Genomic DNA, 19,083 nt, shown 5'->3' on the forward strand with positions numbered 1-19,083 from the left:
TGCCACGGGGCGCGTCACGGGAGAAAAAAACGGCGACAGCGGGCGCGCGCGTCGGAGCACCGAGGCAGGAGCCTGCGAGGCGGGCGGGGCAGGAGGGCGCCATGGACGCCGAGCTCGAGAGACCGCGACGTGACCCTCGCCCTCGGGCCGTCCGCTCGCGGCCCTGACCGCCATCGATGCTGTCCCTTCGACGCACGCGGCGCCACATCGGCTAAACGGCGTCCATGCCCCACGTTCCCTTGACCGGCCGTGTCGCCCTCGTGACCGGCGCCGGTACGCGCCTCGGCGCTGCGACCGCCCGAGCGCTCGCAGCCGCGGGGGCCGACCTGGCCGTCCACTACGCCACGAGCGGCGCCGGCGCGGACGCCGTCGTCGACGAGGCGCGCTCGCTCGGCCGGCGCGCCGTCGCGCTCCAGGCGGACCTCTACGATCGCGAGGCGGTCGCCGCGCTGGCCCGTGCGGTGCTCGACTGGTCGTCCGGTCGGCTCGACCTGCTCGTCCACAACGCGGCGAACTTCGAGCGGGTCCCGCCGGCCGAGCTCTCCGCCGACGCCTGGGACCGCGCCATGGCGCTCAACGCCACCGCGCCGTACCTGCTCACGCTCGAGCTCGCTCCTGCGCTCCGCGCCTGCCACGGAAGCGTCGTCGCGGTCGTCTGTGTGAGCGCCGAGCGCCCGTGGAGGAACTACATCCCTTATTCGGTCTCCAAGGCCGCGCTCGCCCACCTCGTCCGCGGCCTCGCGGTGGGGCTTTCGCCTGACGTGCGCGTCAACGGCATCGCACCCGGGACAGTCCTGCCGCCCTCTTCCTACGACGAGGCCACGCTCGCTCGCCTTCGCGAGCGCATCCCGCTCCGGCGCCTCGGCGAGGCCGAAGACATCGCGCGCGCCGTGGTGTTCCTTGCTGAAAACGACTTCATCACCGGCCAGATCCTCGCGGTCGACGGCGGCGCTTCGGTCGCCTGAGGCGCCGCCGCCCGTAGGGGACGATCCGCGCGGCGGGTCGGGCGCGCGCTTTGGCTTGAACGACCCTGCCCGATCGACCCATAGTTTGAGCCCCATGAGCCATACGCCCGAGACCAGCGCCGCCCCTCTCCAGGCAGAGCCTGCCCCCAGCGCGCCCACCGGCAGCGGCCCGGCCGAGGCGCCCGTCGCTGCGGTCGCCGGTGCCGAGGCCAAGCCGGCCAGCCACGACTCGACGCTGCCGGAGGCCCTGATCGCGTTCATGCTGGACCGCTGGGCGCCGGCTCCCAGCGAGCTCCCCGAGCCGATCGCGCACGCCGAGGTGTTCGCTGCCCGCCGCCGCGCCCTCTCGAAGCTCTTCCCGGCGGAGACGCTCGTCCTCTCGACGGGGCACGAGAAGGTGCGCGCCAACGACACGCACTACCGCTTTCGCCCGGGCTCGGACTTCTTCTATCTGACGGGCAACCTCGAGCCTGACTGCGTGCTCGTCCTGCAGCCGCAGGAGGGGGGCGGGCACCGGGACATCCTCTTCGTCGAGCCGAACCCCGGGCGCAGCGACAAGACGTTCTTCACCGATCGCGCGAAGGGAGAGCTGTGGGTCGGCCCCCGCCTGGGCGTCGAGCAGAGCCGCGCGCGTTTCGGCGTCGACGAGTGCCGCGGGCTCCCCGAGCTGGACGCGTACCTGAGCGGCCTCGTCGGCACGGTGACGCGTCCGCACCGCGTGCTCCGCGGCATGTCCGAGCGCGTCGACAAGCTCCTCGCCCGGCACGATCGCGACAAGCAGCTCGGCGAGGCGCTCTCGGAGATGCGCCTCCTCAAGGACGCCCTCGAGGTCGAGGAGCTCGAGGCGGTCGTCGCGTCGACGAAGCGGGGCTTCGAGGACGTCATCCGTGCGCTCCCGCGGGGGCGGAGCGAGCGAGAGCTCGAGGGCGTCTTCAACCTGCGCGCCCGGGTGGAGGGCAACGACGTCGGCTACGGGACCATCGCCGCGTCGGGCCACCACGCCTGCATCCTGCACTGGACGAGGAACGACGGCGCGCTCGAGCCGGGCAAGCTCCTTCTGCTCGACGCCGGCGTCGAGGGGAACGCGCTCTACACCGCCGACATCACCCGGACGTTGCCGATCAACGGGAAGTTTTCCCCGGAGCAGCGCGAGATCTACGAGCTCGTGCTCGAGGCGCAGGAGGCGGCGATCAACGAGGTGAAGCCGGGCAACGATTTCATGGAGCCGAACCGCGCGGCGATGCGGGCGCTCGCCCGGGGGCTCGAGCGGCTCGGCATCCTGAGCGTCTCGGCCGAGGAGGCGCTCAGGGAAGACAAGCAGTTCTACCGCCGGTACTCGCTCCACAACGTGAGCCACATGCTGGGCCTCGACGTGCACGACTGCGCGCAGGCGCGGCAGCAGGTCTACAAGTTCGGCAAGCTCAAGCCGGGGATGGTGCTCACGGTGGAGCCTGGCCTGTACTTCCAGATCGATGACGAGACGGTCCCGGCCCGCTATCGCGGCATCGGCGTGCGCATCGAGGACGATATCCTCGTCACGGAGACCGGATATCGGAACCTGTCGATCGATATCCCGCGGACCGTGAGCGACGTGGAAGCGTGGATGGCCGGCCTGTGGGCGGCGGCGAGGTGATGTGAGCCGCGGGCCGGACGGCGCCGGGCGGGGATTCCGCTGACGCAGAGAGCCGCAGGGGAGGGCGCTGGAGACAGAGCGCGCGGGCAATCGGGCTCGTCAGAGAGCGTGCGGTACGGCGGCGGTGTGGGAGGTTGTCTGCGGGATGTCCTGAGGTCCAGGAACTCCGCGATCGCGAGGGGCCCTGCACCGCTGGAGACACGGCGGCCGCGTTCCGCAGCGGGCATGCGGGCGCGACGAGCGCGATCCGTCGGCGCCAGGCGCGGTACGTCGACGCCAGAGCGATGGCTGCTCGGGGATAGCGGCGCTACGCTGCCGAAGAGGAGACCCCTATGCACAAGTCTCGCCTTCAGCGTGGGTCAGGGACCGCCATTCACCCAGGCGGACGCGCGCTCGCGACGTCGCTGCTCGCGGCAGCGGCGCTGGTCGCCGTTGCCGGCGCGGCCAGGGCCGACGGAACGGACGGCCGAGGCGCCGGGGTCGCGCTCGCGGCGCGCTCTCCGGGGATGCTCGAGCCCCGTCTCCCTGGGTACGCCAACCCCGCGCTGCCCGTCGATGTCGATCGCTCGAACCGCTTCGATCTCCTGAGCGAGCCGGTCGCGACCGCGGGCGAGCCGCTGCACGGCCTGGCCTCCGAGCTCGACGAGACAAGCTACGACATCCCGGGGCAGATCGTCGTCGACGCGCGCGACGATCTCGACGACAGCGCGCTCGCGGCGCTCGCGCGCGACTTCTCGCTGAGCGTCGTGCCGACCGCGCTCGCCTCGGAGACCCGGATCCAGATCGCCACCGTGGACGGCCCGGTCAGCGCGGCCCTGCAGCGGCTCGCACAGGATCCGCGCGTGGAGGTGGCCGAGCCGCTCGCCTGGGTGCGCGCCTCGTTCGTCGCGAACGATCCGCTGCTGAAGGACCAGTGGCACATGGCGCGCGTGGGCGCCGAGCGCGCATGGGACTTCGCCACCGGCCGCGGGGTCACCGTCGCCGTGGTCGACACCGGCATCGCGTGTGAGACGCACGGGCCGTTCACCAAGGGCACCGACCTGGCCTCGACCGAGTGCGTGGAGGGGTGGAACTTCGTCAACAAGACGACCCACGCGAACGACGACCAGGGCCACGGCACGCACGTGGCGGGCACGATCGCGCAGTCGACCCACAACGGCCTCGGGGCCGTGGGGCTCGCGTTCCACGCGCGGCTCATGCCGGTCAAGGTGCTGAACGAGAGCGGCTGGGGCACGACCGCCGACGTGGCCGACGGCATCCGGTGGGCGGCCGAGCACGGCGCCGACGTCATCAACCTGAGCCTCGGCGGGCCGCGCAACTCCAAGGTCCTCCAGAGCGCGATCGACTACGCGATCTCGCGCGGCACGGTCGTCGTCGCGGCGGCCGGCAACACCGGCGGGCGCGTGCAGTACCCCGGCGCCTCCGACGGCGTCATCGGCGTGAGCGCCACCGACGCGAACGACAAGATCGCGAGGTTCTCCTCGCGCGGCCAGGGCGTCGACGTCGCGGCGCCCGGGGTGAACGTCACCCAGCAGACCATCTGCAACCGCGGGCGCGACAAGTGCGAGGGCTACCCGGTGTACAGCGGCACCTCGATGGCCGCGCCCCACGTGGCCGGCGCGGCGGCGCTGCTCGTGAGCCTCGGCGTGTCGGACCCGCGCGCGGTCGAGGACGCGCTCCGCTCAGGCGCGCGCAGGGTCGACGACTCCGACAGCGGCAGGCTCCTCTACGGGGCCGGCATCCTCGACGCCGCGAGCTCGGTCGTGCGCGTCACGCAGAGCCACATCGTCGTGCGGCTGCTCGCGCTGCTCGTGCTCGCGATGTGGGTCGGCCGCCGCGCCCGCAAGAAGGAGGCGAACGCCACGAGCCCGTGGCAGGCGAGCTTCCTCCTCCCGGCGCTCGCGGCGGGGCCGGGGCTGTTCTTCTTCGCGCCGTGGCTCCTGCCGCGCGTGGACCTCGTCGTCGACGTGCTGGCCCGGCCGATCGCCGACCTCGACCTGCTGATCGGCGCCTCGGTCCACCGCTGGCTGCCGCTCGCCAACGCGCTCATCCCGCTCGGCCTCACCTCGATCTTCTTCGGCGTGAAGAAGCTCCGGCCGGCGATCGCGGGCATCGCCGTCGGTACGGCGGCCTACCTCACGTCGGTCGTCGTGCTCGGTGAGGTCGCCGGCCCCCTCGGCCGGATGGCCCTCGTCGTCTGGTGCGCGGCCAACGCCGCAGCCTGCCTCTGGATCGCCCGGACGAACCTCTCCGCGCGCTGAGCCGGCGCGCGCCGCGCTCGCTCGTGGCCGGGCCAGGAGCCCAGCCGTTATGACCTCCCCGGCAAAACGAGCTAGGATGCCGGCCATGCGGCCCGGCACCTTGCTCCTACCCTTTGCGCTGCTCCTCGGGGCGTGCGGCGGCTCCTCCAGCGAGACGCCGTGGCCCGCCGAGCCGGAAAGCCCCGCGCTCGGCCCCACCGACGAGGCGGCGATCGCGCCGGTCGACGGGCGCGAGCGCCCCGAAGGCGTGGATGAGGGCTCGGCCGGCCAGGCCGACGCCGGCCGCTGAACCGGCGCGGAGGACGGCATGGTGGACAGCCGGACGGCGGGCACGCAGCGAAGGGCCTGGCTCTCCGCGGCCCTGCTGTCCGTGGCGCTGCTGGTCGCGCCGCTCCTCTTCTGGCTGCTCCTGCCGCGCCCCGACCCCGTGATGGCAGCGCGGCGCGAGCCCGCGACCGCGCTGCTCCCTGCGCCGCAGCCGGAGCTCGCGGAGCCGCGCGAGGTCGAGGTCGAGGCGCCGCAGCCGGCGCCGCCGCCGCCGCCGCCGCGCGAGACGACGGCCGCGCGCGCTGAGCCGGTCCGCGGCGTGGTCCTCGATTCGGAGGGCCGCCCCAGCGCAGGCGCCGTGGTCAGCTGCCGCGATGAGCCGGGCGTGTCGGCGAGCGCTGACGCCAGGGGGCGCTTCGAGCTGCCGCCCGAGGCCGACGGCTGCACCGCGACCGCGGCGCAGCCTCCGTTCGGCGAGGCCGAGCCCACGCGCCTCGCCGCGGGCCGCGACAACGTCCTCCACCTGATCGCCGCGGGGGCGATCGCGGGCGAGGTCGTGGATCAATCGGGCAGGCCCATCGAGGCGTACCTGCTGGCGATCGAGTCGTTCCAGCCGGCCGGATCCGGCGCGCGCGGGAGCATCGATGGCCGCGCGCGCAAGGTGTCCGATCCGGGCGGCGCGTTCCGGTTGGACGAGCTCGCGCCGGGCCGCTACGTGCTGACGGTGAGCGCGGCCGGCCGCCCGCCGACGCGGAGCCCGGCCGTCGACGTCGAGGCGGGCCGCGTCGCCGACCGCGTGAGGATCGTGCTGCCGCAGGGCGCGACGCTGAGGGGCAGGGTCGTCGACGCCGCGTCGCGCGCCCCGGTCGTCGAGGCCCAGGTCGAGCTCGACTCCGTGACCTCGTCCGGCGCGAACGCGATCTCGCTCTCGCTCACCGACGCGAACGGCGACTACGAGCTCCAGGGCGTGCCCGCGAGCGGCCCGTTCTCGGTGCGCGTGCGCCACGAGGAGTACATATCCAAGATCGTGTCCAGCCTCGACGCGCGCGGCGCGGGCTCGGTGCGCGCCGACATCGAGCTCCGCATGCTGGACGACGGCGGATCGCGCGAGGAGCTCACGGGCATCGGCGCGATGCTCTCGGCCTCGTCGAGCGGCGTCACGATCGCGGGCCTCATCGAGGGCGGGCCCGCGGTGTCTGCCGGGCTCGCGCAAGGCGACGTCATCGTCCGCATCGACGGCGAGAACGCGAGGGAGCTCCCGCTCGCCGACTGCATCCAGCGCCTCCGCGGCCCGGTGGGGACGCGCGTCACCGTCGGCGTCGAGCGCGAGGGGCGCGTCCTCGAGGTGACAATGCAGCGCGACGTCGTGGTTCGATGAACGGCCGCGCGCCGAGGTGCTAAGGGTCGATCCATGTCCATGCGCCCTACCGCGCTTCCCCCGGCCGGAGCTCCGGACGTCCTCTACCTGATCGACCTCTCGGGCTACGTCTTCCGCGCCTACCACGCGATCAGCCCGCTCTCGAGCCCGAGCGGCGAACCGACGCATGCGACGTACGGCACCGTCGCGATGCTCTCGAAGCTCGTGGACGAGCGCAAGCCCGCGTACCTCGGCGTGGCGATGGACTCCCCGGGCAAGACGTTCCGCGACGATCTCGACCCCCGCTACAAGGCCCACCGGCCCCCGCCGCCGCCCGATCTCGGGGTGCAGATGAGCCGGTGCCGGGAGATCGTCGAGGCGTACCGCATCCCGATCTTCATCCAGGAGGGGCTCGAGGCGGACGATCTCGTGGCCGTCACCGTTGCGCGGGCCAAGGAGCGGGGGCTGCGCGTGGTCATCGCGTCGAGCGACAAGGATCTCATGCAGCTCGTCGACGACGAGCGGGTGATGCTCTGGGACGCGATGCGCGACAAGGTCTACGGCCACCCCGAGGTCGTCGCGAAGTTCGGGGTGCCGCCGGAGCAGGTGCGCGACCTGCTCGCCCTCGTCGGCGACAGCTCGGACAACGTCCCCGGCGTCCCCGGCGTGGGCCTGAAGACGGCGGCCGAGCTGCTCGCGCAGTTCGGCTCGCTCTCGTCGATTTACGCCCGCCTGGACGAGGTGAAGAAGCCTCGCATCCGCGAGTCGCTCAAGCAGCACGAGGCCGACGCGCTCCTGTCGCAGAAGCTCGTGACGCTCGACGGCAGCGCGCCCGTCTCGCTCGATCTGGAGACGCTGCGCTACGGCGGCGCGGACACCGGCAGGCTCAGGGAGCTCTTCACCGAGCTCGGCTTCTCGCGCTTCCTGAAGGCCGTCCGCGCGCCCGAGCCCGCCGCGCGCGCGGCGACCTACCGGGTCATCGCGACGCGCGAGGAGCTCGAGGGCTTCGCGAGGTCCGCGCGCGCGGCCGGGCGCCTCGCCATCGACGTGCTCGCCACGAGCCGCGAGCCGATGAGCGCCCACGTCTGCGGCGTCGCGCTCGCCTGCGAGCCGGGGCAGGCCGTCTACGTCCCGCTGGGCCATCGCTACCTCGGCGCGCCGGCCCAGCTCGCGATGAGCGACATCGACGCGGTGCTCGGCCCGCTGCTCGCCGACCCGGAGCTCCCGAAGGTGGGCCACGACGTCAAGTACTGCGAGGTGATCCTGCTGCGGCACCGCATCGGGCTTCTGGGGGTCGCCTTCGACACGATGCTGGCGAGCTACCTGCTCGATCCCGAGGGGAAGAACCAGCTCCACGAGCTCGCCGAGCGCGAGCTCGGCGCCAAGATGCAGACCCTCGACGAGGTGGTCCCGAAGCGCCGCGGGCAGGCGCAGCGCGCCCTCGACGAGATCGAGCTCGGCGAGGCCTCGACCTACGGGGCGGCGTTCGCCGACGTCGCGCTCTCGCTCACCGACCGGCTGCGCCCGCGGCTCCGCGCCGAGCGGCTCGAGGATCTGCTCATGCAGATCGAGCTGCCCCTCTCCGCGGTGCTCGCAGAGATGGAGCTCACGGGCGTCCTGGTCGACCCGCAGGCGCTCGCGCAGCTCGGCGCGAAGATGACGACCGAGCTCGCGGCGCTGGAGCAGAAGGCGCGCGAGATGGTGGGGCACGACATCAACCTGGCGTCGCCGAAGCAGCTCGAGGCGGTGCTGTTCGACGAGCTCAAGCTGCGCTCCCAGCGCAAGACGAAGACCGGCCGCTCGACCGACGCCGACGTGCTCGAGGCGCTCTCGGAGGACCACCCGTTCCCCGGCGTGGTGCTCGAGCACCGCGTCATCGCGAAGCTCAAGGGCACGTACGTCGACGCGCTGCCGCGCCTCGTGCACCCGAGCACGGGCCGGATCCACACGCGCTGGAGCCAGGCCGTGGCCGCGACCGGGAGGCTCTCGTCGCAGGATCCGAACCTGCAGAACATCCCGATCCGCACGGAGCTCGGGCGGATGATCCGGCGCGCGTTCATCGCGCCGCCGGGCAGCGTGATCGTGAGCGCCGACTACTCCCAGATCGAGCTGCGCGTGCTCGCGCACCTGTCGAAGGATCCGGTGCTCGTCGACGCGTTCCGCACCGGGCAGGACGTGCACGTGCGCACCGCGATGGAGATCTTCGGCGTGGACGAGGCGGGGGTCACGGACGAGATGCGCCGCCGGAGCAAGACCATCAACTTCGGCGTGATCTACGGGATGGGCGAGTCGGCGCTCGCGAAGCGCCTCGACATCTCGCGCGCGGAGGCGGCGCGCTTCATCGACGCCTACTTTGCGCGCTACCGCGGCGTGCACGAGTTCATGGAGCGGACGATGGCCGAGGCGAAGCGCTCCGAGTCGGTGCGCACGCTGCTCGGCCGGCGCCGGTTGCTCCCGGATCTGCGCAGCAGCGACCGCATGCGCCGCGCCCAGGCCGAGCGCATCGCGCAGAACACCCCCATCCAGGGGACGGCGGCGGATCTCTTGAAGCTCGCGATGGTGCGCGTCCCGCGCCCCGTGGTCCCCGGCGCGCGCATGGTGCTCACGGTGCACGACGAGCTCGCGTTCGAGGTGCCGGCCGAGTCGGTGGACGAGGCGAAGGCCAGGGTGCGGGAGGCCATGGAGTCGGTCTTCCCGCTCGACGTGCCGCTCGTCGTCGACATCGGCCACGGCCCGACCTGGGCCGACGCCCACTGACGCTCGCGGACGCTGGGCCGACGCCACGGTGCGCCGCGATGACCAGGCCTGCGGCGGCACAAGGGCGCCGGCCGCGGCATCACGGCGATGAGTGGAGACAAAACGACGACGCCCGCTTCACCTTGCGGTGGAGCGGGGCGTACGTGCGGAGAGGTTGCCGCTCAGCTCGCGGCGGTCTTGGCGGCGACGCTCGCCTTGTGAAGGGCGAGGGCCAGGCGGCTCTTCACGCGCGACGCGCGCTTGGCGGGGATCGCCCCCTTCGACGCGGCGCGATCGAGCGCGCTCTCCGCGGCGGTGACCGGCGCGGTGGACTCCTGCGAGACGCCCTTCAGCGCGGTGCGCGCCTTCTTGACGACCGTGCGGAGCTCCGACTTGATGGCGCGGTTGCGCGCGGTCCTGGTGATGCGCTGGCGATTGCGCTTTTCGGCGGATGCGTGATTGGCCATGAGAAAAGCTCTCCTACTTCTTCGCCTGCGCCTCGGTGGGCGTGGCAGCGCGCAGGGCGTCCGGCGCGTTCTGATCGTAACCCGCCGGATGGATCGGGAACTTGGGGGTGCCGTGCGCGCGTTCGAAGCGCTTGCGGACGGTGCCCGCAGAGCGCGCCTTGCGTTGACGGATGCGCTGGGTTTGCTGGGTCGCGGAAACCATGGGGGCGCGCATTCTACCTGCGGGCCCCCTCATGTCAACCTGGAGGTTGAGCCTCCCTGGGCTAGGGCCGGATCGTGGCGCTCACCGCGAACGACGGCTTCGAGAACGGGCCGACGTTCGCGCCCTTGAGCGCCGCCTGCACGCAGCTCGACTGGCCGTTCGCCGCCGCCCAGCCGCTGACGCTGACCTTGCTCACCTGGCCTGTCGACGAGAACGTGATCTGCGCGCGCGACACGTCGTCCGCGCCCGCCACGCACGCCCTCGCGTTGCCCATGACCGAGCCGAGCGCGGCCTGCACCGAGCCCTGCGACGGCTGCTCGGGGATGTTCTGCTGCCGGAGCGAGCCCGAGGCCGGCACCGGCGCCTCCGACACCACCGACGGCTGCTTCTCGCCGCCATCGCCCACGGCGGCCTGCATGGCAGAAGGCAAATCCCCCGGCTTGCCAGGCGCTGCCGGCGCCGCCGCCACCTTTCCCTGCTCCGGCTTCGGCGCGGCGGCGGGCGAGGCAGGCGCCGCGGGCGCCGCCGCGCCGGCGCCGACCGGTGCCGCTGGCGCCTTGGGCGCCGCCGCCAGCTTCTCCGCCGCTTCCACGGGCTGCGGCTCGGGCTGCGCGTGTTCTACCGGCGCGGCGGGCGCGGCGGCGACCGGGGCAGCAGGCTGTGCCGGCCGCTCCTCGCGCGGCGCGGCGGGCGCCAGGACGGCGGGTGGCGCTGCCGCCGTCGCGGCCGCCGTCTCCTGCGGCGAAGGCGCCTTCGTCTTCACCACGACCGTCACCGCCGCGGCCAAGCCGAGGGCCGCGAGGGCCGCGCCGGCGATCATCCCGCCGGACCGCTGCTTCGCAGGAGCCTCGGCAACGGGCGCGGACGGGGCGCGCGGCCTCCTCACCGACACCGCCGCGACCGCGGCCGGCTTCTCGTCCTCGTCGAGCAGGTCGGCCGTGCCGGGCTGCGCCTTCTCGGCGGACTCCACCTGCTCCGGGGGCACCGACGCGCTGAGCCGGTTGAGATCGATGACGCCGGAGTCCTCGGTCACCCCCTCGGCCGGCCGCAACGAAGGCGACGACGCGCGCAGGGCGCCGGAGAGCGAGCCGCGCGCCGGCGGCATCGAGCCACGTCCCGAGGACGGCAGCGGCGTGGACAGCGGGCCGCGCCCGGACGGCAGCGGCGTCGAGAGCGCCGGGTTGCTCCCGGAAGCGCCGCTCATGCGACCCGGGGCCTGGCTGGCGCGCTCGGCGATCTCCTTCAGCGACGGACGTTTCTTCTCCGGGGGCCGTGAAGCGCTGCCGCCCGACAGGCGCGCTTCAGCCTTCGAGGCCCTGCCTGTTTCTGATCCGTCCGCCATGGTACTGCGTTCTCCTGCTGCGCGTACTTCGCGCAGAACGTCCCCCGTCTGCTCCTCGCCTGGCTCTGCGGCGAGGTCCGGGGCCGCGAGGAGGTCGGCCACCGCCGCGGTGTCCTCCGATCGCCGGGATAGGGCGACCTCGATGATGCGAGCTGCCCGCGTCTCCCACGCCGCCTCGTCGACGGCGGGGGCAGGCCAATCGTTGAGCATCCGATCGAGGTCGAGCTTGCTGGTGACGTTCATTCGGCGTCCCCTCCGAAACCGCGCTCCGCGAGGTAGACGCGGAGTTTGCGGCGCGCCTCGTGGACGCGCCAGGCAACTGTTCCCTCCGGACAGCCCAGGATTCTGGACGCGTCCTCGTGGGGCACGCCGTCGATGCACACGAGGATGAGCGTCGTCCGCAGCGTGTCCGAGAGCGTATCGATGCCGTCGCAGAGCGCGGCCGCGAGCTCGCGCCGCTGGGTCGTCGCGGCCGGATCGACGCCGTGGCTCGGGCGCGTCTCGAGCAGCAGCGCCTCGATCCGCGGATCGTCCGCGGGGGTCGAGTTTCTGCTCGGCTTGCGGGCCCGGATCATGTTGAGCGAGAGGTTCACGGCGATCCGGTAGAGCCAGGTGAAGGGCTCGCTCCGCCCGTCGAACCGATCGAGCGCCTGGTAGGCCCGGACGAAGGTTTCCTGGGTCACGTCCTCTGCCTCCGCGCCCGAGCGGACGAGGTGGAACGCCAGCCGGAAGATGCGCTTCTGATGTCGACGCACCAGCGCCCCGAACGCCTGGGCATCCCCGCCCCGGGCTTGATCGACGAGCTCACGATCGCTGGTCTTGGCCATCCTAGCCGCCTCGGGATGCGAATTGTCTCCCGCGCACGGACCACAGCGCTGCCGCGGACAGCTCTTCGCGACGGCCACTGACCGTCTCGACGAGAGAAGCCCCTCGCGGCGAGCCCTGCTTCGTGGAGGCGAAGCTGGACGATGAGGAGGCAAGTTCCACGTTCAGGCGCGCGAAGATAGCCGAACACTCCTCTTAGGACAAACCATGCGCCCCGGACCTTGGGCATCACGGCGCGACTTCGACGGGCCGGGCGATACGCCCGCGCCGGCGCGCCCCGAGCCGGCTGCGGCGTCCTGGCCGACGGGGCGCCGGGGCAGGCGCCGAGCCGAGCGCGGTCGCGCGCTGGCCGCGGCCGCCCGCGTCGCTGCTATGGTCGGCGGATGCGACGCTTCTCGAGCTGGATGCGCACCCTGGGGCTCATCGCTGCGGCCTTCGCGGGGGGGGCGGCGACTTCCCACCTCGCGGGCGCGAGCACACAGGCGCAGAGCCCCTACGCCCCGCTCGAGCAGCTCGCGCGCGTGCTCGTGCTCGTCGAGAACCATTACGTCGAGCCGGCACAGCGCAACAAGATCATCGACGGCGCCATCAAGGGAATGGTCGCGGAGCTCGACCCGCACTCCGCGTACATGAGCGCCTCCGAGTTCGCCCAGTTCCAGGAAGAGACAGGGGGGACGTTCGGCGGCGTCGGCATCGAGGTCGATGCCAAGGACGATCACATCACCGTGATCGCGCCGATCGAGGGCTCGCCGGCGGCGCGGGCGGGCATCCGCTCCGGCGACCAGATCATCGCGATCGACGGCCGCCCCGTGCGCGGCGAGCGCCTCGACAAGCTCGTCAAGATCATGCGCGGGCCCCCCGGCTCCCGGGTGAAGCTCACGATCCGCCGGCAGGGCGCGGCCGAGCCGCTCACGTTCGATCTCGCGCGGGAGCAGATCCACGTCACGAGCATCGCCGCGAAGCGCCTCGATCGGGACGTCGCGTACGTCCGCGTGAAGCAGTTCCAGGACGGCACCCACGAGGAGATGCTGCGCGCCGCGGCGAGGCTGCGCGCCGCGTCGAAGACGCCGCTGGCCGGGGTGATCCTCGATATGCGCAACAACCCCGGCGGCCTCGTCCACGAGGCGGAGGCCCTGGCCGACGAGTTCCTCTCGTCGGGGACGATCTACTCGACGCGCCAGCGCAACCAGGTCGTCGACGAGGCGAAGGCGCACGACGGCGGCGCGTTCGCCTCGCTGCCCGTCGTCGCGCTGGTGAACGAGTACTCCGCGAGCGCCGCCGAGCTCGTCGCGGGCGCCCTGCAGGACAGCGGGCGCGCCACGGTCGTCGGCGCGACGACCTTCGGCAAGGGGTCGGTGCAGACCATCTACGAGCTGCCCGGCGGCGCCGGGGTGAGGCTGACGACGATGCGCTACTACACGCCGAAGGGGCGCTCGATCCAGGCCCAGGGCATCCGGCCGGACATCGTGATCGAGAGCGCGCAGCAACAGGTCCCGGCCGCCATCCTCCGCGAGCAGGATCTCGAGGGGCACCTCCCCGCCGAGGGGTCGATCCGCGACGGCTCGCCGAGGGCCGTGCTCGTGGAGAAACGCGCGGAGGCCGCGGCGCGCGGCGTCGCGGGCGACGTGCCCGCCGATCCCAGCCGCGGGAGCGATTTCGCGCTCGCCGTCGGCTACCAGCAGCTCCTCCGCGCGATCCCGGCGGGCCGCTAGCGCAAGATCGCGCGCGGGGCGAGCTGCGCCGGCGCCCTCGCGTCGCGCGTCAGGCCTCGGCCCCGGCGCGGAGCCCGGTCGCCACCGCGTCGAGCACGGTGCGCGCCCTCCCGGCGAGGGTCGCCCCGGCCGCCAGGATCCCGGGGGCGGCGCGGACGCCCTCGCACCTCACGCCCACCGCCTCCAGCGCGCCCGGCCGCTCGCCGCGGGGCCACGCGATGACATCGAGCTCCGGGCCCTGCATGGAGCTCATCACGCCGAACGCGCCACGAGCGTCGCCCATCGTGACGGGCGCCTCGATCGAGAGCGTGAACGGCGCGGCGCCGCGGGCCGGGAGGTCGGGGCCGGCGCCGCGCTCGGGCGGGGTGTACGCGATGCCTCCACCGGCGAGACCGCCGACCGCCAGGATCACCGCGTCCGCGGCGAGGGGCACGTCCTCGCCCTCGATGTGGACCGCGACGCCTTCGCCCGGTTCCCCCGGTCCCCCGTGGCCACGACCCACCGCGCGCACGCGGCCGTGGCGCCGCTGCGCCCCGATCGCGACGAGCAGCGCGTCGCGCGCCGCCTCGAAGCGGAGCCCCGCCGGCGAGCCGGCGCCGATCAGCGCCTCGCCCACGGGGACGCCGAGGCGCGCCGCGAGCGCCTCGGCCCGCGGCGCGCGCGCGCCGAGCCAGGGGCCGAGCAGGATCGCCCCCGCGCCGCCCGCGCCCTCGAGCGCCTGCCGGAGCCGATCGAGGAGCCAGGAGAGCCGCGCCGGATCGTCGTGCCGGGCCGCGAGATCGCCGTCGGCGATCCGCCGCTCGTCGTCGAAGCGCAGCACCGGCGCGTCGACCGGCAGGAAGCGGAGCCCCCGCGCCCGGGCGAACGGCTCGTCCGTGAGCGCCTCCGCGAGCGCGTCGGCGTCCCACGCCGCGCGCGCCGCGCGCGGGATGAGGACGCGCGTGCGGCGGAGCGGGGCCAGATCGAGCAGCGCGCGATCCCTGCCGCGGGCGTGGCGGATCCGCCCGGCGACGGTCGCGAGGCGCACGCCGGTCGCCTGCGGCACGTCCCACAGGCCGAGCTCCGCCGCGAACTGCCTCATCGCCGGCGTGAGGTCGCCCGCGGGCAGGTCGCTGCCGAGCAGCCGCGCGGCCCGCTCGAGCTGCTCCCACGGGACGTCGTCCACCGCGCCGCCGGCGAGCGCCGTCTCACCGACGCCCGCCGAGATCACGGTGACCCGGGCCCCGCGCCGCGCCGCGCTCCACGCGGCGGCGAGCCCGGCGACGCCGGCGCCGATCACGAGGATCGATCGCGCCACGCTCTCTCCTCCGGCTCCCGCGCGGGGCGCGTCGACCGGCGATCGCTGTCCTCGCACGCCGCCGCGGTCATCTCGTCGTCCGCGGGCGCGCCGAGCTCCGACCGCACGCTGGCGATCGCGAGCGCCTCCTGCCTGGCCTGCTCCGGGCCGAGCGCGACGGCGCGCGTCATCGCCTGCCGCGAGAGGAACTCCATCGCCTGCCGCATCCCGTCGCGCGGCGGGAGCGAGAGCTCCTGCGCCACGATCTGCCCGCACCTCGCCGCGCAGCGCATGCCCCCGCACGCGCCGAGGCCGAGCCGGGTGCGGCGCGCGACGTCGGCCACGCTCCGGGCGAGCTCGTGCCGGAGGACGTAGCGCACCTCGGCCTCGATGACGGGCTCGCAGGGGCACACCGTCGCCGCCTCGCGCGGCCGCTCGCGCACCCGCTCCGCGATCCGGAGCGCGCGCGAGCCGTGCCGGTACACGAGCCGCCGCGCGGCCACCGCGTCGATCTCCAACCGCCGCGAGAGCGCGAGCGCGTCCACGGCGCGATCGCCGCCGGGCAGCGCGGTCGTGTGCGTCACGCAGCGGGCGCCGAGGTTGAAGCGCCGCGCCAGGACGTCGGTCATCTCCTCGGCGAAGAGCCGGAAGCTGGCCAGCTTGCCGCCGATCATCGAGTAGATGCCCGGCGCGCCGTGCGCCGCGTGATCGATGACCTGGTGCTCGCGCGAGAGCGCGCCCTCGGTCGGTCCGTACGCGTAGAGCGTGGGCCGCACGCCCGCAAACGTGCCGATGGCGCGCGCCTCGTGGATCTGTGGGAACACGCGGGCGATGCCCTGGATCAGGTACCTGACCTCCTCGCTCGTCGCGCGGACCTGATCGAGATCGCCGTAGAAGTCGTCGTCGGTCGTGCCGACGACGCTCATGTTTTCCCAGGGCTCGACGAAGATCTGACGGCCGTCGATCGTCTTCGACATGATCGCGTAGTTCGTGAGGCGCCGGTCGAACACGACGTGCACGCCCTTGCCGGGCCGCACCCGCGAGCTCGCGGCGGGGAGGCCCGCGAGCGACGCGGTGATCGGCGACCACGCCCCGGTCGCGTTCACGACCGTGCTCGTGCGGAGCCGCCCGCCCTCCCCGGTCACGCGGTCCCGGTAGCGGACGGCGACGACCTCGCCGGTGTCCTCGCGGCGCTCGATCCGCTCGACCGTGTGCCCCACGTACACCCTGGCCCCGCGCTCGATCGCGTCGACGGCGTTGGCGATGCAGAGCCGCGCTCCGTCGATCCCCCACTCGTCGAAGCTGAAGCCGCCCACGAGGTCTCCATGCAGCCCCGGCTCGAGCCTCCGGAGCTCGTCGGGCGACAGGCGCGCGTGCGGCTTGCCGCGCTTGAGCGGCTGGTACTTGTCGTACGCCTCGAAGAAGCCGTCGGCGAGCGTGTAGAGGACGCGCCCGTGCATCGCGTTCTCGAACGGAACGAGGAAGGGGATCCGGAAGAGCAGGTGCGGCGCGATCGCCTGGATGTGCCCCGAGTCGCGGCACGAGTTCTCGGTCACGTGCGGATCGCTGGTCAGGTACCTGAGCCCGCCGTGGATCATGCCGCTCGAGTTGCCGCTGGCGCCGAACGCGAGATCGTTGCGCTCGAAGAGGGCGACCTTCAGCCCCCGCTGCGATGCGTCACGCGCGACCCCCACGCCGTTCACACCGCCGCCGATGACCACGACGTCCACGTCGGTCTCGGCGCGGCGGGCTGGTCTTGTGGCGCTCGAAGGGAGGATCGTCACCTGCGGCGTATAGCATGCCAGAACTTTTCCACGAGCGGACCCAGCCTCGCGCGTGGCGCTACAGATACCGGACGAGATCGGCCGTCAGCCGCGGATCCGGATCGCCCAGGTCAGCTTCGCGAGGCTGCGGAGCACGTTCGGGACGCGGCGCGTGAGGTTGATCGAGGGGCGCCGCTTCTCCAGCACGCGGACGGGGATCTCCTCGATCCGCAGGCCGGCCCGGTAGGCGCGGATGACGAACTCGCTGGCGAAGACGTCCTTGTCCACGACGCACTCGCGCGCGATCCCGAGGAGCGGCTCGCGCAGGAACGCCTTGAGCCCATGCGTGTCCGTCCCGCGGAAGCCGAGCGTGGCGCGGAGGAGCCCGTTGTACATCTGGCTCGCCGCGTGCCGCGCCCACGGGCGGTCGTCGCGCGCCCCCTGGATGAGCTTGGACCCGATCACCATGTCGACGCCCCCCGCCCCCAGCATCGCGATCGCATGGCGGTGAAAATCCACGTCGCAGAGGTCGATCTCGTCGCAGAGGACGAAGCGCCCGCGCGCCCGCTCGATGCCCGCGCGGAGCGCGGCCCCATAGTTCGGCTCGCCGATCGAGAAGTGCCGCACCTCTGCGTACTTGCGCTCGAGCTCACCGGCGATGGCGAGGGTCCCGTCGCGCGAGCCGTTCTCGGCGAGCAAGAGCTCCCACCGCCAGCCGAACGGCAACAGCCGCTCGCGCAGGTCCACGACGGCGGCGTGGAGGATCGCCTCTTCGTTGTAAACGGGGATGATGATGGAGATCTCCGGCGCTTCACCCGCGCCGCCGTGGCCGGGAGCCGCGGCGCTCACGGCGCGCCTCCGAGGAGCGCCTGCGCCCGGTGCGCCGCGTCGCGCCCGAAGTGGAGCGCGTCCTCCATCGAGGAGTAGTTCCACCCGCCGTAGCGCCCGCACGAGAGGATGCGCTGGCCATCGAGGAACGGCCGCACGGCCTCCAGCGCCCCGAAGTAGCTGTGATCGAACACGACGTACGCGTGGTCGATGCGGCGCAGCCGGGCGAAGCGGATGGCGCTCGGGGCGGGGATGAGGCCCATCTCGACGAGGCCCTCCGCGACGCGCGGGAGCAGCGCCGCGAGATCGGGCTCGGCGCGATCGGCGAGCTCGACGTAGAGGCCGGCCTTGCCCGGCGGGGCCATGTCGGCGGAGAAGTTCGAGTAGCAGCCCACGCGGTAAAACGGGTACTTCGCCTCCGGGACGTAGACCCAGTGCAGCGGCTTCCCGCACGGCGTGTCGAGCGCCACGTCGAGGTAGTGGAGGTGCGTGCAGCGCAGCCGGGAGGCCGCCTCGGCGACGGCTCGAGGGGCGTCCGAGAGGCGCCTCACGAGGGCGGGCAGCGGCGCGGACGACACGAGCACGTCGTACCGGACGATCTCGTCGTCGAACACGAGCTCGCGCGCGCGCCAGTCGATCGTCACGGGCGCGCGGCCGAGCTCGATCGCCGGCGTGCCCGCGTCCCGCGGCCGCTGCTCGGCGAGCGCCCGCGCGAGCCCGTGCGTCAGCTGCCCGATGCCGAGCCGTGGGTAGAGGAACTTCGCATTGTAGCCGAGCTCGCGGCCGTTCAGCCCGACCGCTCCGGCGAGCACGTCCTCGAGCTTCGGCAACGGGACGAAGCGGGAGCACCAGTCGGCGGTGATCTCGCTCGGGTGGACCCCCCAGAGGCGGCTGTTGTAGGGGATCATGAAGTGGCGGCTGATCCCCTCGCCGAAATGCGCCAGGCAGAACTCCTCGAAGTTCCTCGGCTGGGGCCGGTCCTGCGCGAAGCGCGCCTCGATGAAGCCACGGAGGCACTCGTAGGCGACGGCGGGCGGCAGGCCGAAGGTGTTCGCCTGGAACGGATACCGGGTGTACGTCCCGTTCGACCAGATCATCGAGCGCCGCTCGATCTCGAGAGGGTCAGGGCCCAGCCAGCCGAGCGCGAGCTCCCGGGTCGCGGGGTCGCGCAGGTGGAGGAGGTGCCCTGTCCGATCGAAGCGGAAGCCGTCGTCCTCGAGCGTGATCGCGTGGCCGCCCGGGCGCGGCAGGCGCTCGAACACCCGGTGCGGCACGCCGGCTCGCCCGAGGTGGTACGCGGCCGCCATGCCGGTCAAGCCGGCGCCGAGGATCGCGACGGGAACGCTGGAAATCGTGGGTCGGGTCATCGCTCGCGGCCCGGCCGCGGCCGCGAAGACACCACCTCCCCGGTGCGCCGTCAAGGCGCGGTGGCCCGCCCGGCGAGGCTCG

Annotated in this window: 15 protein-coding genes; 7 read left to right on the forward strand and 8 right to left on the reverse strand. The window is 73.3% G+C overall.

Going from position 1 to position 19,083, the window contains the following annotated elements:
• Positions 1 to 224: 224 nt before the first annotated feature.
• From WMF17_RS43215 to polA, 6 genes are all read left to right on the forward strand, one after another.
• Positions 225 to 965 carry an SDR family oxidoreductase gene (locus tag WMF17_RS43215; RefSeq protein WP_437599393.1) on the forward strand — a complete coding sequence of 247 codons (741 nt, stop codon included), beginning with the start codon at positions 225 to 227 and terminating at the stop codon, positions 963 to 965.
• Between the two features lie 94 nt (positions 966 to 1,059).
• Positions 1,060 to 2,598: an aminopeptidase P family protein gene (locus WMF17_RS43220; RefSeq protein WP_437599394.1), complete on the forward strand. Its 1,539-nt coding sequence runs from the start codon at positions 1,060 to 1,062 to the stop codon at positions 2,596 to 2,598.
• A gap of 332 nt (positions 2,599 to 2,930) precedes the next feature.
• Positions 2,931 to 4,859 (forward strand): S8 family peptidase, encoded by a 1,929-nt coding sequence (locus WMF17_RS43225; RefSeq protein ID WP_437599395.1) that lies wholly within the window; start codon positions 2,931 to 2,933, stop codon positions 4,857 to 4,859.
• A gap of 85 nt (positions 4,860 to 4,944) precedes the next feature.
• A complete protein-coding gene (locus WMF17_RS43230) occupies positions 4,945 to 5,148 on the forward strand; it encodes a hypothetical protein (protein ID WP_437599396.1) in 204 nt (67 codons plus the stop codon).
• An 18-nt stretch (positions 5,149 to 5,166) separates the two neighbouring features.
• The gene (locus WMF17_RS43235; RefSeq protein ID WP_437599397.1) at positions 5,167 to 6,504 is read left to right on the forward strand and encodes a carboxypeptidase regulatory-like domain-containing protein; all 1,338 of its coding nucleotides are present in this window, start codon (positions 5,167 to 5,169) and stop codon (positions 6,502 to 6,504) included.
• 33 nt (positions 6,505 to 6,537) lie between these two features.
• Positions 6,538 to 9,240, forward strand: coding sequence for a DNA polymerase I (gene polA, locus WMF17_RS43240; RefSeq protein ID WP_437646730.1), 2,703 nt, complete (start codon positions 6,538 to 6,540; stop codon positions 9,238 to 9,240).
• A 161-nt stretch (positions 9,241 to 9,401) separates the two neighbouring features.
• On the opposite strand, the gene rpsT is transcribed toward polA, so the two are convergent.
• The 4 genes from rpsT to WMF17_RS43260 all read right to left on the reverse strand — a co-directional run bounded on the left by rpsT (position 9,402) and on the right by WMF17_RS43260 (position 12,057).
• Positions 9,402 to 9,686, reverse strand: a complete 285-nt coding sequence (gene rpsT / locus WMF17_RS43245; RefSeq protein WP_437484028.1) for a 30S ribosomal protein S20 — start codon at positions 9,684 to 9,686, stop codon at positions 9,402 to 9,404.
• 13 nt (positions 9,687 to 9,699) lie between these two features.
• A complete protein-coding gene (locus tag WMF17_RS43250) occupies positions 9,700 to 9,888 on the reverse strand; it encodes a hypothetical protein (protein WP_437599399.1) in 189 nt (62 codons plus the stop codon).
• Positions 9,889 to 9,949: 61 nt separating this feature from the next.
• Positions 9,950 to 11,473, reverse strand: a complete 1,524-nt coding sequence (locus WMF17_RS43255) for a hypothetical protein (protein ID WP_437646731.1) — start codon at positions 11,471 to 11,473, stop codon at positions 9,950 to 9,952.
• A complete protein-coding gene (locus WMF17_RS43260; RefSeq protein ID WP_437599401.1) occupies positions 11,470 to 12,057 on the reverse strand; it encodes an RNA polymerase sigma factor in 588 nt (195 codons plus the stop codon). Before WMF17_RS43260 ends, WMF17_RS43255 begins: the two co-directional genes overlap by 4 nt.
• A gap of 381 nt (positions 12,058 to 12,438) precedes the next feature.
• Between WMF17_RS43260 and WMF17_RS43265 the strand changes: the two genes are divergently transcribed.
• Positions 12,439 to 13,767, forward strand: a complete 1,329-nt coding sequence (locus tag WMF17_RS43265) for a S41 family peptidase (protein WP_437599402.1) — start codon at positions 12,439 to 12,441, stop codon at positions 13,765 to 13,767.
• 49 nt (positions 13,768 to 13,816) lie between these two features.
• Here the strand turns inward: WMF17_RS43265 and WMF17_RS43270 are convergent, their stop codons facing one another.
• From WMF17_RS43270 to WMF17_RS43285, 4 genes are all read right to left on the reverse strand, one after another.
• Positions 13,817 to 15,064 (reverse strand): FAD-dependent oxidoreductase, encoded by a 1,248-nt coding sequence (locus WMF17_RS43270; RefSeq protein WP_437646733.1) that lies wholly within the window; start codon positions 15,062 to 15,064, stop codon positions 13,817 to 13,819.
• Positions 15,043 to 16,827, reverse strand: coding sequence for a glycerol-3-phosphate dehydrogenase/oxidase (locus WMF17_RS43275; protein ID WP_437646735.1), 1,785 nt, complete (start codon positions 16,825 to 16,827; stop codon positions 15,043 to 15,045). The genes WMF17_RS43270 and WMF17_RS43275 overlap by 22 nt, the downstream gene beginning before the upstream one ends.
• A gap of 84 nt (positions 16,828 to 16,911) precedes the next feature.
• The gene (locus tag WMF17_RS43280; RefSeq protein ID WP_437599405.1) at positions 16,912 to 17,655 is read right to left on the reverse strand and encodes a glycosyltransferase; all 744 of its coding nucleotides are present in this window, start codon (positions 17,653 to 17,655) and stop codon (positions 16,912 to 16,914) included.
• Positions 17,652 to 19,001 carry a protoporphyrinogen/coproporphyrinogen oxidase gene (locus tag WMF17_RS43285; RefSeq protein ID WP_437646737.1) on the reverse strand — a complete coding sequence of 450 codons (1,350 nt, stop codon included), beginning with the start codon at positions 18,999 to 19,001 and terminating at the stop codon, positions 17,652 to 17,654. Before WMF17_RS43285 ends, WMF17_RS43280 begins: the two co-directional genes overlap by 4 nt.
• Positions 19,002 to 19,083: the final 82 nt, after the last annotated feature.

Source organism: Sorangium sp. So ce362, assembly GCF_051519845.1.
In the GTDB taxonomy this organism is placed as follows: Bacteria; Myxococcota_A; Polyangia; order Polyangiales; family Polyangiaceae; genus Sorangium.